This is a genomic window from Streptomyces sp. NPDC048171, assembly GCF_043202655.1.
Classification (GTDB): domain Bacteria; phylum Actinomycetota; class Actinomycetes; order Streptomycetales; family Streptomycetaceae; genus Streptomyces.
The window spans coordinates 63,778-76,329 of the sequence record NZ_JBIDAU010000012.1 but is presented as its reverse complement, the minus strand read 5'-3'; the positions used below and the strand labels follow the sequence as shown (position 1 = coordinate 76,329).

Here is a 12,552-nt window from a genome sequence, read left to right as displayed (position 1 = left end):
GCCTGCTGGGACGTCAGAGTCCTGGTCGGCCTCGCAGATGACGTGTGAGGCCGAATCCGAGTGTTTCGTCGAGCAGGCCCGCGTGGCCGCTGCCGAGTTGCCGAGCAAGGTCACCGGCGTGCACGCGCAGGGCGGCTTCCACAAGCCGTGCGTACGCATCGGAGGTGACCCGCACACGGTGGCGTGCGGTGATCGCCAGAACACCGGAGATCACCGCGCCCGGCCACCACCACCAGATCAGGAGGGCGCACAGCAGCGACCAGGCTGCCAGTGTGGTGGCCCGGGAGAGAGCGCTGCGCGCGGAGGTGACGTCGGCGCGCACCTGTTCAGGCAGCACCAGCCAGAGGGACGGCCAGACCGTGGCAACGTCCAGCTGGTAGTCGCGATCCATGCGGAGTGTCACCGCGTGAAGCCGGTCGCCGCTCCAGGTGGGCCTAGCCGGCCGCTCGACGGAGATGCCGTTGCGTTTACGGGTGGCCCGATGGCGGACGTTCGGGTTGGGCCGGTCGGCGGGGCGTGGTGCTCTGGCCGCTGAGAGCTGGGTCTGCCAGATCGAGTGCGCGTTGTCCCAACGGTGTCGGCGCCACCCGACGACGAGGCCGACGACCGTACTCAACGGACGCCGCCACTGCCGCCACCCCGCGGCGAGCATGACCCGCTCGATCAGGGACCCCAGGCTCTGTGCGGCGACCCCGACGAAGGCCGCGCCGATCAGGGTGGCGGCCAGCAGGATGGCCTGGCCCGCGCCTGTGGTCGCGATGGGCTCCTTCGCCCGGGCTGTGACGTCCTGGATCAGCCGGTCCAGGTTCAGCGCGTTCGTATGGCCGAGCGCTGTCGCGACGTAGAACAGTGACAGGTACAGCACGCCGGGCAGCACAAGCAACGAGACCCAGCGCTCCGCCAGCTTCTTGCCCAGTTCGTTGAGCACACCGCCCACTAGTCGAGCCGCTCGCGCAGGAGCTCCAGCCCGGTCACGGAACAGCGTGGCCGGGGTTCCGTGACGTCGCTCTCGGCCCGGCCGAGGCACCTCTGCCAGGGGCACCGGTAGACGGCCTCCACCGACTCCATCCCGACGGACTCGGAGCGATGGGCGAAGGGGCCGTAGATGCCCTGCGCGTCGCCCTGGGACTGTACGGCGGTATGGACCGCGTCGAGCAGCGCCAGTAGCGTCTGTTCGGTGTCCGCGGACTCGTCAGGCGCGCTGACGGCAGCGGCAGCGGCAGCAGCAGCCATGAGCCTGGCCAGTGGCGTGGAATCGTCGCTGCCGTCGTCGACCAGCAGCGCTCGGTAGTAGGCCACGTCGCCACAGACCCTGGCCAGAGCAAACGCCAATCGTTCGGGCATCTCCACCCCCTTCCCGCCACGGTACGGCGCCCGTCGCCGCCCCGTCACGGGAACCAGCAATCGCGTGAACAGTCGCTCTGGCAGTTGCCAGGGAACGCCAGTGGATTCCGTACTCCGCCGGTGAGCTGACTACCTCACCCCGCGCGGCCCATGTCCAGCCACCGCGTGGGCAGTTCGGTACGGCTGCCGTCGAGTGTGCGGTCGGTGGTGGTCAGCGGCAGTTCGCCGCTCGCCAGGATCTCCAGTCCCGCCGCCAGGAAGAACTCCAAATCGTCGGCGTCCGGCACCTCGACGGGTGCGATGCCGTGCGCAACACTGGCTCCATCTTCGGCGGCGGTCCGACGGCCCTCTGTGCTCTGCGTCGGTGCGCACAAGCATCACTGCTCCAACTCCTGCGATCAGGGGGGCTTCTGCCCAGAGCGGTCACCATTGCGCGTTGGCAGCACCTAAGCGAGCACTCCTGCTGCCGACCCCTCACCCTGCCGACAGCCAGGCCCGGTTGGGTGCGTTGGGCGCCCCTGTTGTGATCACGGTCAGCAGGTTGAGGGCCGGTGCTGGACGGGCAGCACTCGAACGACGCCGTCGCTGTCGGCTGCTTCGCGCAGGTGCTGGTTCTCGACCTCCAGGACGTGGATGACTCGCACCAGCTGCTGGACGTCCGTGAGCAGCCGGTCGCGCTCGGCACGCAGGCGGGTGATCTTCTGCTGCAGCTCGTCGTTGGCCCGCTGCAGGCCGTCGACGACCTTCGGCCGGGTGTCCTGCATCCGCACGAGGGCCTGGAACAGGTCTTTGAGGCCAGTGTGCTTGTGGGTGAGCTTGTTGCTTTTGAGGCCCGCCTCTTGGGCGAGGGATTTGATCGTCAGCTGGCCGTCCGAGCGCAGCGGAGTGCCCACCAGCAGACGGATCATCGCGTCGGTGATCGCCCAATCTCGGCGGTATCGCCGGGCGCGACGGACCCGCCGCCGCGGCGGCCATCGCAAGCACGCGGCCGACCGTTTCGGCCATGGCCGCAGCGGCCGGTGCCGCGATGGCATCCGTGTCATCGGCCTGTTCACTCAGAGTCGAGCAGCCTTGCTGGGTTGTCGTCATCTACTGTCGGGCCTTGCCCCCGGAGGGTGGACGCCTGTTCGTGTCGTTATGCGGCAAGTGTCAGGGCTGCGACCCGCACCCGCGGGGATGATCCCTGCCGGGCGGCGTCGTCGCGGGGCGATGCCAGCTACTCCCCGCAACCGTGGGGATGATCCCTTGGGCAGGAGCCGATCGGCGTGGTCGCGGGCCTGCTCCCCGCACCCACGGGGATGGTCCCGGCTGTCAGGCGTGTGGCTTTGTCCACTTCAAGTGACAGCGTTCTTCGGCTGACTCGGGCAGCAGTTGAACCCTGGCGCGCGGGCGAATGTTCACGAGACTTGACGGCACGGTGCCCGCGCCAGGTGGACGGATGCCATGATCGCTTAGCGGCCTCGCACCTCGGGATGCCATCCGGCAGTGCCGGGTCGTAGTGCGAGAGCGTGACCAACGGAAGGGACCCGGCATGCGCAGACTCGTCCACTACATCGCCACCACCCTCGATGGCTTCATCGCGGGCCCGGACGGCGGGGACCCCACCGGTCCCAACGGCTTCTGGCCCATACCGGAGGACTACATACAGCACCTCGTGGCTGAGTACCCGGAGACGCTGCCCGTCCAGGCCCGGCAGGCTTTGTCCGTCACGACGGAGGGCACGCACTTCGACACCGTGCTGGAGGGGCGGCGCAGCTACGAGATCGGTCTTGCGGCCGGCATCACCGACGCCTACCCCCACCTGCGTCACCTGGTGTTTTCCCGGACCCTGACCGAGAGCCCGGACCCGGCCGTCGAATTGGTCGCCGACGACCCGGTGGCGACCGTGCGCGAACTCAAGCAGCAGGACGGCAAGGACATCTGGCTCCTGGGCGGCGCCGAACTCGCGGGCTCCCTGTACGCCGAGATCGACACGCTCATCCTCAAACTCGGCCCGCTGACCATCGGCGACGGGATCCCGCTGTTCTCCCGCAAGGCTGCCTTCGACCCGCGCACCTGGACACTCGCAGACCACACCGCCCTCAAGAGCGGCGCGGTGTTCCTCACGTACACGCGCGTCGGCAGCTGAACGCTCCGGACGAGCGGCGCTTGTGGAGGCCGGGCTCGGGCGCGCTCAGAGGGTCACGCAAGCGCCGCCGTGCCGCGGCGCCAAGGCCGCGGACGGCTGCAACAGAGGCGAGCAGCGCGGGGGCGCCCGAGCTGGCTCGCGGGGGCGCGACCTTCGGCTCTGGGCATGATCAGAACTTTCCCAGAGAACATCGCGATGCTGCCCTGGCAAGCCCCCAGTGCTGTCGAAGCTCGTGAACATCACCCGACCGTGGATCTGGGTGCCTCCCAAACCCGTGAACAACTGACGGCACTACTGGTGAATATAGCCAGGCGTGCCGGGGGGGACGTCCGGCCTGCTCCCCGCACCCGCGGGGATGGTCCACGGAGCCGGTCGGCACGTCGATGGATACGTTCACCTCCCTGCACCCGCGGGGAGGATGAGGCTCGTTGAACTTCCCCACCCTGTGCTCACCAGTTCCCCGGACCGGCTCACCTTGATTCCCCACCCTCGGGGCGCTGATCTGCGGCCGGGCGCCACACGTGAGGGGCCGCCTGATAGTGGGTGTGCGTAGTGGCGTACAAGAAATCCCAGTGAAAACGATCATGGTCCGCTCGCCGGCTCAGGGAGTCGGCTCCCACGCTTCGCGTAGCTGCGGCAGCGAGGTCAGGCCTGCGTCTGCCGGGCGGGAAGGGCGTGCGACAAGAGGAACTCGGTCGCTCCGGCGATGGCCTCGGCGGAGGAGGCGTGGACGGCCTCGGACTCCTTCTCCTGCTGATCCGCGGCGGTGGCGGTGAACCACCAGGCGTCGGCATCCGGGTCATGGTGGATGACGGCGCCGCCCCCCGCGTACTGAAGCGGGACGGACTCGCCGGCAGCCTTCTTGGTCACTGCGTGCGGCCACTTGAGGCGGGCCGACTGGCGCTTGATGCCGCCCCAGGCCGCGCCCAGCTGCGCGTAGTTGGCTCCACTGCGGCCGGCGACGGTGGCGGCACTCTCGGCCAGTCGGTCGACGGACAGCTTGGCTTCGTACAGCGACCTCAGCATGGCCAGCTGCACATCGGGAGCGGCCATGAGCGCGGTATCGAAGGGCTTGTCGGCGGCGCGATAGGCGAGAGCACGGGTCGAGATCCCCTCGGCCAGCACTCGGACCGCTTCCAGCACCTTGTCGTCCATGGCGAAGGAGTCGCCCTCGGTGGGCTCACACCAGGCGGGCTCCACCAGAGTCATCACGGTGGTCCAGAAGTTCTCGTCGTTCCTGCCAGGGGTCGGGATCACATCGTTCATGCGACAAGTTTACCTGTCGATATCTTGCGTGACAAGAATAACTGTCAACGATGGCTACGGAGCGCTCACGTGCAAGCGGCCCTCATCACCCGCGAGGACGTCGCCCGCCGGTAGCGGATGTCATGCGGGCCGGGAGTCCCAGAATCGGTTGAGTACCTCCGCGCCTCGATCAGGATCCTGGAGCATCCAGTAGTGGGTGAGGTTGTCCATTTCCACTGCCTGTGCCCCGATTCGCGTGGACATATCCAGGTCCATCGCGGGCTGCGCCATGGGATCGCCGGTCGGGATCAGGATGAGCCCCGGAACCTGAGCGGGGCGGTCGAAGTCCTTCCCCCAGTCGGTGTAGAAGTTGGGCCAGGCCGAGCGGTAAAGCGCCAGGATGGCCGTGCTCATCTCCTCGTCGTGCACGGTGTCGACTTCCGCGGCCAGTTCGGCGGTCATCCCCCGGGGGCGGAGGAAGTCCCCGAAGGTCGGGCTGCCGGGGGTCTGTGCGCGCAAGGACGCGAGCATCTCCTCGCCCTCCGGGATCTTCTGGAAGAGGGTGGCCGCCTCGTGCCACTGATAGTCGGGGTGCCAGCCATGTGCGACGTCGGACACCCAGCTGCGTACCGGAACGTCGTAGGCGGAGACGATCCGCATCACCAGGTGTGCACCCCAGTCGTGGCCCACGAGGTCGACAGGCTCACCGAAGGCGCGCAGTTCGTTCGCCAGCCAGTCGGCGTACGCCTCCTTGCCCTCCAGGTGAGCCGGACGAGGGCTGCCGAATCCGGGCAGCCGCAGGGCCGTGGTGGGGCGGTCGATCCGGCCTCGGAGGTCGTTCCAGACAGAGGGCGTCTCCGGTACTCCATGGATGAACACAACGGTCATGACCGCTCCCGGCAAAGTGAAGTGGATTGCTTATCGACTTAACCGTAACACCAACCTGATAGGTTATCCATATAGGTATGTGAAGGAGGGTTCATGAGGTCGGACGCCGTACGCAACAGGCAGAGGATCTTCGATGAGGCCCGCAGGGCCGTCATCGGCGGGGAGACAGTGCTCACCCTCAACGAGCTTGCGCGCAGGGCGGGCGTGGGGGTCGGGACGGTCTACCGGGTCTTCCCTACGCAGCGGGCCATGCTGGAGTCCGTCCTGGAGGAGGCTGTCCGAGAGCTTGCCGACGCGGCGGCCGCGGCATGCGGACACCCCGATCCTGCCAAGGCGCTCATCGACTTCCTCCGCACGGCGCTCCTGACGGCCCTGGCGCAGCCGGGCCTCACCGACATCCTGATCACCGGGTCCGACGAGACGGACTCCCTGCACCGGGCCAAGGGAGAGCTGGTCGAAGTCACCTCCCACCTGCTCGCACGCATCCGCCCCACCTCTGCCCTCACCGGCGAAAACCTGCTCAAGCTCCTGTGTGGCTTGATTCACGCCGTCAGTGAGCACCCGGCGGAGCGGCAGGGGGAGGCGATCGACAACTACCTCGACATCCTCCGCGTCGGCATCGCGCCCACCCCCTGACGGCTGGGGATCTGGGCACGGGCTGGGCTCGGACTCGGACGTCAGGCAGCACTCCTTGGCGTGGACACGCAGGCGCTTCGGAGCACGGCGGGCTTTCCGGGATGTCCGCCGGTCGTCAGTCACGGTTTGGCGCACGGACCGTTGTCCGCACGCCCGAGCGGAGAAGATGGCGACGTTCGTGAACGTTGGCGGACGCGACCCGCAGGATGTGAGATCCCGCTGCGTTGTCGCGTCCGTCCGGAACCATGTCGCGGTCAGGTGTCTTCGCCGGTGGTTTCGATCAGCTCGGTGGCCGGCCCGTGGGGCAGATCATCCAAGTACACGAAGCGTGTCTGCCCTGCGACGGTTGCCTCGAGGCGTCTGTCGTTCGCTCTGGTCGGTGGGCTGTCAGTGGCGGTGCTCCGCCCCGTGGGCCAACGCGCCGAGGATGTCTGGCGTGTGGCGTTCCTCAGCTCCGCGCGCGGGCCGGGGGCACCGTGAACGTGGCCGGGCCGGGCTTCAGCTGCGCCGCGTTGATCTGCATGAAGGTGTCGAGCCACGGCGCCTGGTCGCCACCAGTCGCAATGTCTTCAGCCGGGTTGTCCAAGGGCAGCTGGAGACGGGCGTTGCTGATCCGGATCTCTTGCTTGGAGGGGGTGTCGAGCCAGTCGCCGGTCCGCACCGAGCCGATCTCCACGGCGAGGCGGTGGCCGGCCCGCAGAGTCCAGTCGGTCGACTTCAGGCCGATGTCCAGCCGGTCCCGGTCCAGCCGGGACACTCGCTCATCGAATGCGACAGCGTTGCCGTCCTCGTCCACGTCGTACAGCTTGACCATGACGTTCCCCTCACCTTTGGCCGTCATGGTGATTCGGGGTGTGCCGGTGACCCGGGTGGCCGCCTCGAGAGGCCCTGACCAGACGAGGAAGCTTCCAGCGTCACGACCGGATTCTCCTTCTGGGGACGTAGGCTGCGAACCTGCTCCGCTGTCCACGTACGAGCCGTTGGCGAGACGGAGGTTCGCGGAGCGGTTCGCTGCGGGCCAGGACTTCTCCGCGCGCCAGTTGCCCAGGTTGTCCTGGACGGCATAGTTCGGGTACTGGGTCTTCGGGTCGATGCCCTTGAGGTGTTCGTCGAAGAAGGACAAGGTCTCCTCGAACCAGGTCGCGCGGCCCATGGCGAGCCTCCCGTCCTGTGTGCGCTCATTGCCGCGCACGTGGTCCCAGGGGCCGATCCAGGCCCGCTGAGGGCCGCGGTGGTTGGCGAGGAACTCCTCCATCCCCACGGGCAGGGTGTTGGGCTCGGCGGTGCCCTGGGTGAAGAGAAGGGGGGTAGTGGTGTCCTTCGCCTTCCTGGCCGGGCTGCGATCCTTCCAGTACGGGTCGTCCGGGTCGCCGATGGAGGGGCCGAAGGAGTTGAGCATCAGGCACTCGGGGTGCTTCTTCTCGTACGCGGCGTTGGCACGGTACCGCTTGTCCTCGTCCGGCAACTGGGCCAGGCCGGCAATGCGGTTGTAGCTGGTGGGCAACTGGACACTGTTCGGGCGGGGCACACCGTTGGAGTGGAGCTGCTGATACAGATCCCAGATGGGTTCCTGGGCGACGACGGCTTTCAGCGCATCGTGTTTGACGTTGTTGCCGAGGAGACCCGTGTAAGCGTCGAAGGATTTCCCGTACATTCCCACCGCGCCTGTGGACCAGGGCTGTTCAGCGCTCCAGTCGATCGCGGCCCTGACGTCGGCCTGGTCTCCGGGCCCGCCGAGGTCGAGACATCCGGTGGAGCCGCCGAAGCCTCGTGTGTCCACCATGACGAAGGCGTACCCCTTGTCGAACAGGTCGGCCCCCTCCAGGAGGTCCTGAAAGCGCTCTGAGGGGCCGGCGTGCTCCTCCTCGACCTCCATCTCGCCCGAGTGACCGAAGTACGTACCGGCCGACATGATGACGGGCACCTTCGCGCCCTCGGGGAGCTTCTCAGGAAGCAGAACGTCGGCGTGCAGCTCGGTCTTGGAGGCGTCCGAGGACGGGAAGTAGTGCTGGGTCCAGCGCGCCCCCTCCGGCACTCGCTCGTTCTCCTCGTGCGTGACCGAATCAGTAGCAGTGGCGACGGTGGTCTCCCCGGCTCGGCCGCCGTCGGCTGCCTGGTCTGGCGCGGCGACCGCTGCCCCTATGAGGCCGCATGTCAGAGCACAGGCCGTGAGCAGAGCTGCGGTGGTGGAGGCTGGTCGTTTCCTCATGCGGTACTCCGGAGCTCGGGTAGGGGTGGACTCGGAAGGGGATCAGTCGCTGCGCAGGCGGCCTCGCACAGCGAGCGGCAAGGCCATCGCACGGCTGAACCATCTGTCACTTAGTGACATTGACACTAAGTGACAGGTATTGCAAGCGGGTGCGCCGGGTCCGGACCCAGGTGCGCGCGAGCTGGCGCACAGCGTCACTTAATGTCAATATGGCACTGAGTGAGCAGGATGGTGAAAGGGTGCGAAAAAAGATGGCCGACGACGTGGTATCGACCGAACGCAGCCGCGGCGGGATGAGTGAACAGCGCCGCCGCCGTGTGCGTCTGGAGATCTCGCGGGAGGCGGCACGCCTGTTCTGGGCGCAGGGCGTCGACGGAACGAGCGGTGACCAGATCGCCGAAGCGGTGGGCCTGTCGACCCGCACCATCTGGCGTCATTTCCGAAGCAAAGAGAGCTGCGCGGAGCCGATCGTTGCGCAGAGCGTGGAGTGGGAACTGGCCACTCTGCGCAGTTGGCCGCTGCACCGCTCTTTGGAGGAGCACTTCGCCACGGAGGCGAGGCGGTTGGTCAGCGAGATCAGCCCTTCGGAGCAGGCCGATGCCGGGCTGGGCGTCAAGATGATTCGATTGGCCGAGACCGAACCGGCCCTGCGGACGGCCTGGCTGATGGCCTGCGACCAGGTGGAACACGAACTGGCAGCGGTCATCGCGACTCGCCTCGGACTCAAGCCCGACGACCTAGAGGTACGTCTGCACGCTGCGGCCGCCTCTGCCGCACTGCGAGTCATCAACGAGTACGTCGGAGCTGGCCTTCTGGACGGCACCGATCCGCGGGAGCTCGGCGACGAGAATTTCGCTTTCATTGCGGACGCTGTCCGCACGGCCACCGGGGGCGCCGTGGGCGACCCGGTCCAGGTCGACAAGGCGCCGGACGGGGGCACCGCCGGTCAACAGGCGTAAGCGGTCCTCCTGCGCGGCACACTCCGATGGGCTCACCCACGGAGGCAGGAGGGGACATGGCCGCTGCTGCACGTACTGTGTACGCCGCTCAACCGCCGCTCCCAGGGCACGACAAGGCCAAGCCTCCCGGCTCCATCCCGGACAAAGCAGCCGGTGGCGCCTTCCCCTGCCCGTGGCCCTGGCCCGGGGGAGCGCTTCTCCCTGGGCGTCGGACAGGACCTTCGACGGCCCTACCGTCCCAGTTCAGAGGCGCTCCCCCGCTGTTTGATCACCCGTCGGACGGCCCCTTTGGTGAAGGCCCGAGGCCAACGTGGCCAATGTCCGACGACCCGATGCCGTTCTCTGGCGGGATCGCCGGCACCCCCGGGTTCTCTGGTTCCACGCCTGACACGGGCCTGGAACCGGCGTTGGCACTGCCGCTGGGGAGCGGCGTGGCGGCGAAGACGGAGTCCGGGTCGACTGCGGACTTCACGGCGAGCAAACGTTCGGTGTTCGGCACGTAGGACTCCGCGACCTGGTCGGGAGTCTCCGGCCCCAGGGAGTTCACGTAGCCACCCGGCAACGAGAAGGGCTCGAGCGCCCCGTGCACGGCTTCCAGCCAGCGCAGGTGCGGGGACCTACCATCGCCGGGTCCTGCGTTGCCGTTGCTTTCGCCCTCCCACATTGAGATCAGCTCGATCATCAGGTGCGGTTCGCGTCGGCCGAAAGCCGTCGAGCCGAGGGGAATACGGGCGGCGGCACCCTGAAACGGATGCCACACGATCGCGGAGAACGGAGGTGAACTCCCGGGCAACCCGGTCCAGGACGGTCGCGATGGAGCCGGAGATGCTCTGGACAGGGCGCGTGCGAATCGCGCCCATCCGCCCGGGTGGGAACATGACGTCCGTCGCGGCCAACGCCGCGGAACGGGCGACCGGTCCAACCTCAGCCAGCACGGTTTGTACCTAGTCTGGCCAGGGCACGCACCGGCCCGTTCTCCGCGTTCCCTACCTCGATGTCCCCCGACCAGGTCGGCGCAACGTACACCGTCGGCTTCCCGTCCGGGCCGGGAAGGAACCCCACGTCCACCGTCAGCTCATCCGGACAGTCCTGAAGGATCCCGCCGAGGTCGGCGAGAATGTCGGCGCTCTGGACGATCGGGTACAGGATGGTGCCCGACACCACTGTCGGCATTGGGTGCAGACGGATCCGCGCCGAGGTCACGACACCGAAGTTGCCGCCGCCGCCCCGTAGTGCCCAGAAGAGGTCCGGATGATGTTCGGCATCGGTGACCACTCGTGAACCATCGGCCAGGACGACTTCGGCGCCGAGCAGGTTGTCGGCCGCGAGCCCGAATTTCCCGATCAGGGGGCCGTATCCGCCGCCGAGCGTGAGGCCGACCATGCCGACGGCACCCGCCGTACCGGTGACCGCCGTCGGGCCCGCCCGCTCGGCAGCGGATACGACGTCGGACGAGAGCGCCCCGCCGCCTACCGTGGCGAAACGGCGGCCGACGTCGACCTGAACGCCCCGCATGTCAGTCAGATCGATGACCAGTCCGCCGGGACGGAACGCCCGCCCCCAGAAGTCATGCCCTCCGCCGCGCACCGAGAGTGGCAACCCGTGGCTGCGCGACGCGCGTATCGCGGCCTGCACGTCAGTGGTGGTCGCGCACCGCACGACGACAGACGGACGGACGTCGACGGCTGCGTTGAACAACGCTATTGCTTTCGCGTACTCCGGTCCGTTGGTGAGCACACGGCCCGCAGGGATTCTGGACCGCAGCTCAGCCAGCAAGGCAGTGTTGACTGCGTGGCGGGCATCTGCATGGGCATGGGACTGCATTGTCACTCCTGCCTGTTGCTCACGGGTGCGGTGCGGCCGTCGCCGGCGGCGGAATGGAGCCGGAGACCGGCGCGGTCAGCGAAGTTCGGTAGTGTTCCGCCCCGGTCAAGGCTGGGTGGACTCGTCCACGATCATGTGGGTCCGGTGCAAGACGTCGAGCTGCGCCGGGTTGTACAGCTCACGCAGGACCGTCTCCATCGTCTCTCGAGCGAACTTCTCCCCCCTTGGGGAGTCCGTGTACAGGTCCGGCAGGTCCGGGTGGTCATGCCGCAGCCGGCGCAGGTAGGGCACCATCCGCTCCACGAGGTCTTGGCGGAGGTGCTCGCCTGCGTCAGCGGGCAGTTCGCCGAACTCCCGGTTGATCGGGTGAGCAGGCAGATTGCGCACCAGTGCCCCGTAGGCTTGCAACTGCTCCCCGCTCATCAGCCGGGTCATGACCAGCAGCAGCGAGCGGTCGGTCTCGGACAGCACCGTTGCTTCGCCGGGCGTGAGTTCCGCAGGCAGGTCGGCCGGGGCGCGCAGGTCGATCATTGCCGCGAGCTCAAGGCGGGCCCGCTGCAGCCGCTCGATGGTCGCGGCCAGCTCCGCGTCGAGCGTGCGCAGTGCCCGCCCGGGATGCTCGCCCTCGTCCACCGTCTCCGCGATCTGATTCAGCGAGAACCCGAGATCAGCCAAACGCTTGACCCGCAGCAGGCGGACCAGGTGCAGCACGCCGTACTGCTTGTAGCCGTTGGCGCGCCGCTCGGGCTCCGTCAGCAGCCCGACCTCGTGGTAGTGCCGTACCGCCCGCAGGCTGGTGCCGGCAAGCTCGGCGATCTCCCGGGTACTCCAGCTCATGACTCTCAGCCAACACTGTGCCGCTACGGCACAGTCAACTCCGCTCCGGGGCAGAGTCCCGTGCCTGTTCATAACCGAGTTCCAGCAGGGCGGCACGGAGCTTTTCTGCTGCTTCAGCCAAAGCTGACTGATTCTCCTCCTGCTTGGCCTTGCTGAAATCAAAGTCGCCCATGTCCCAGACCGGCGCGACATGTATATGCAAGTGCGGCACCTCAAAGCCTGCGATGACGAGGCCGGCACGCGGAGCGTTCCACGCGCGCTGCACCCCTTGCCCCACGGCCTGGGCCACCTCGAAGCAACGCGCCAGAAGGGTCCCGTCAGCGTCCGTCCACCGGTCGACCTCACGCCGCGGCACGACAAGAGTGTGACCAGGCCGCAACGGAGCGATGGACAGAAAAGCGACGATTTCCGGATCCTGCCAGACGAAGTGTCCGGGCAGCTCGCCGGAGATAATGCGTGAGAATACAGTAGTCATACGTGAC

Annotated in this window: 14 protein-coding genes; 3 read left to right on the top strand and 11 right to left on the bottom strand. The window is 67.6% G+C overall.

Going from position 1 to position 12,552, the window contains the following annotated elements; all coding sequences use genetic code 11:
- Positions 1–13: 13 nt before the first annotated feature.
- The 4 genes from ACGF3J_RS30725 to ACGF3J_RS30710 form a co-directional block, all read right to left on the bottom strand.
- On the bottom strand, positions 14–928 hold the full coding sequence (locus ACGF3J_RS30725) for a hypothetical protein (protein ID WP_161331725.1): 915 nt from the start codon (positions 926–928) through the stop codon (positions 14–16).
- Positions 929–936: 8 nt separating this feature from the next.
- The gene (locus ACGF3J_RS30720) at positions 937–1,299 is read right to left on the bottom strand and encodes a hypothetical protein (protein WP_393855235.1); all 363 of its coding nucleotides are present in this window, start codon (positions 1,297–1,299) and stop codon (positions 937–939) included.
- Positions 1,300–1,478: 179 nt separating this feature from the next.
- Positions 1,479–1,718: a hypothetical protein gene (locus tag ACGF3J_RS30715; RefSeq protein ID WP_161331728.1), complete on the bottom strand. Its 240-nt coding sequence runs from the start codon at positions 1,716–1,718 to the stop codon at positions 1,479–1,481.
- A 159-nt stretch (positions 1,719–1,877) separates the two neighbouring features.
- Positions 1,878–2,252, bottom strand: a complete 375-nt coding sequence (locus ACGF3J_RS30710; RefSeq protein WP_202558860.1) for a hypothetical protein — start codon at positions 2,250–2,252, stop codon at positions 1,878–1,880.
- 623 nt (positions 2,253–2,875) lie between these two features.
- Between ACGF3J_RS30710 and ACGF3J_RS30705 the strand changes: the two genes are divergently transcribed.
- Positions 2,876–3,472, top strand: a complete 597-nt coding sequence (locus ACGF3J_RS30705; protein ID WP_161331730.1) for a dihydrofolate reductase family protein — start codon at positions 2,876–2,878, stop codon at positions 3,470–3,472.
- 645 nt (positions 3,473–4,117) lie between these two features.
- Here ACGF3J_RS30705 and ACGF3J_RS30700 read toward each other — a convergent pair.
- Positions 4,118–4,738, bottom strand: coding sequence for a hypothetical protein (locus tag ACGF3J_RS30700; protein ID WP_161330733.1), 621 nt, complete (start codon positions 4,736–4,738; stop codon positions 4,118–4,120).
- 120 nt (positions 4,739–4,858) lie between these two features.
- Positions 4,859–5,605 carry an alpha/beta fold hydrolase gene (locus ACGF3J_RS30695; RefSeq protein ID WP_161330734.1) on the bottom strand — a complete coding sequence of 249 codons (747 nt, stop codon included), beginning with the start codon at positions 5,603–5,605 and terminating at the stop codon, positions 4,859–4,861.
- 93 nt (positions 5,606–5,698) lie between these two features.
- Between ACGF3J_RS30695 and ACGF3J_RS30690 the strand changes: the two genes are divergently transcribed.
- Positions 5,699–6,241 carry a TetR/AcrR family transcriptional regulator gene (locus ACGF3J_RS30690; RefSeq protein WP_161330735.1) on the top strand — a complete coding sequence of 181 codons (543 nt, stop codon included), beginning with the start codon at positions 5,699–5,701 and terminating at the stop codon, positions 6,239–6,241.
- 448 nt (positions 6,242–6,689) lie between these two features.
- Here the strand turns inward: ACGF3J_RS30690 and ACGF3J_RS30685 are convergent, their stop codons facing one another.
- Positions 6,690–8,450: a CocE/NonD family hydrolase gene (locus tag ACGF3J_RS30685; protein WP_161330736.1), complete on the bottom strand. Its 1,761-nt coding sequence runs from the start codon at positions 8,448–8,450 to the stop codon at positions 6,690–6,692.
- A gap of 251 nt (positions 8,451–8,701) precedes the next feature.
- Here ACGF3J_RS30685 and ACGF3J_RS30680 point away from each other — a divergent pair, with 251 nt between their 5' ends.
- Positions 8,702–9,409 (top strand): TetR/AcrR family transcriptional regulator, encoded by a 708-nt coding sequence (locus ACGF3J_RS30680; protein WP_161330737.1) that lies wholly within the window; start codon positions 8,702–8,704, stop codon positions 9,407–9,409.
- A 268-nt stretch (positions 9,410–9,677) separates the two neighbouring features.
- Here ACGF3J_RS30680 and ACGF3J_RS30675 read toward each other — a convergent pair whose 3' ends face one another.
- From ACGF3J_RS30675 to ACGF3J_RS30660, 4 genes are all read right to left on the bottom strand, one after another.
- Complete coding sequence (locus ACGF3J_RS30675; protein ID WP_237552698.1) at positions 9,678–10,091, bottom strand: BBE domain-containing protein; 414 nt, start codon at positions 10,089–10,091, stop codon at positions 9,678–9,680.
- A gap of 242 nt (positions 10,092–10,333) precedes the next feature.
- Positions 10,334–11,146 carry an FAD-binding oxidoreductase gene (locus tag ACGF3J_RS30670; RefSeq protein WP_346346214.1) on the bottom strand — a complete coding sequence of 271 codons (813 nt, stop codon included), beginning with the start codon at positions 11,144–11,146 and terminating at the stop codon, positions 10,334–10,336.
- Between the two features lie 192 nt (positions 11,147–11,338).
- On the bottom strand, positions 11,339–12,070 hold the full coding sequence (locus tag ACGF3J_RS30665) for a MerR family transcriptional regulator (protein ID WP_161330738.1): 732 nt from the start codon (positions 12,068–12,070) through the stop codon (positions 11,339–11,341).
- Between the two features lie 34 nt (positions 12,071–12,104).
- Positions 12,105–12,545 carry an HIT family protein gene (locus ACGF3J_RS30660; RefSeq protein WP_161330739.1) on the bottom strand — a complete coding sequence of 147 codons (441 nt, stop codon included), beginning with the start codon at positions 12,543–12,545 and terminating at the stop codon, positions 12,105–12,107.
- Positions 12,546–12,552 lie beyond the last annotated feature (7 nt).

What these genes read in the sequence shown, in the direction of transcription:
- ACGF3J_RS30665 (WP_161330738.1), bottom strand. Translation starts at nt 12,070, where the DNA reads ATGAGCTGGAGTACCCGGGAGATCGCCGAGCTTGCCGGCACCAGCCTG.
- ACGF3J_RS30675 (WP_237552698.1), bottom strand. Translation starts at nt 10,091, where the DNA reads ATGATCGAGCTGATCTCAATGTGGGAGGGCGAAAGCAACGGCAACGCA.
- ACGF3J_RS30700 (WP_161330733.1), bottom strand. Translation starts at nt 4,738, where the DNA reads ATGAACGATGTGATCCCGACCCCTGGCAGGAACGACGAGAACTTCTGG.
- ACGF3J_RS30705 (WP_161331730.1), top strand. Translation starts at nt 2,876, where the DNA reads ATGCGCAGACTCGTCCACTACATCGCCACCACCCTCGATGGCTTCATC.
- ACGF3J_RS30690 (WP_161330735.1), top strand. Translation starts at nt 5,699, where the DNA reads ATGAGGTCGGACGCCGTACGCAACAGGCAGAGGATCTTCGATGAGGCC.
- ACGF3J_RS30680 (WP_161330737.1), top strand. Translation starts at nt 8,702, where the DNA reads ATGGCCGACGACGTGGTATCGACCGAACGCAGCCGCGGCGGGATGAGT.
- ACGF3J_RS30685 (WP_161330736.1), bottom strand. Translation starts at nt 8,450, where the DNA reads ATGAGGAAACGACCAGCCTCCACCACCGCAGCTCTGCTCACGGCCTGT.
- ACGF3J_RS30710 (WP_202558860.1), bottom strand. Translation starts at nt 2,252, where the DNA reads ATGATCCGTCTGCTGGTGGGCACTCCGCTGCGCTCGGACGGCCAGCTG.
- ACGF3J_RS30660 (WP_161330739.1), bottom strand. Translation starts at nt 12,545, where the DNA reads ATGACTACTGTATTCTCACGCATTATCTCCGGCGAGCTGCCCGGACAC.
- ACGF3J_RS30695 (WP_161330734.1), bottom strand. Translation starts at nt 5,605, where the DNA reads ATGACCGTTGTGTTCATCCATGGAGTACCGGAGACGCCCTCTGTCTGG.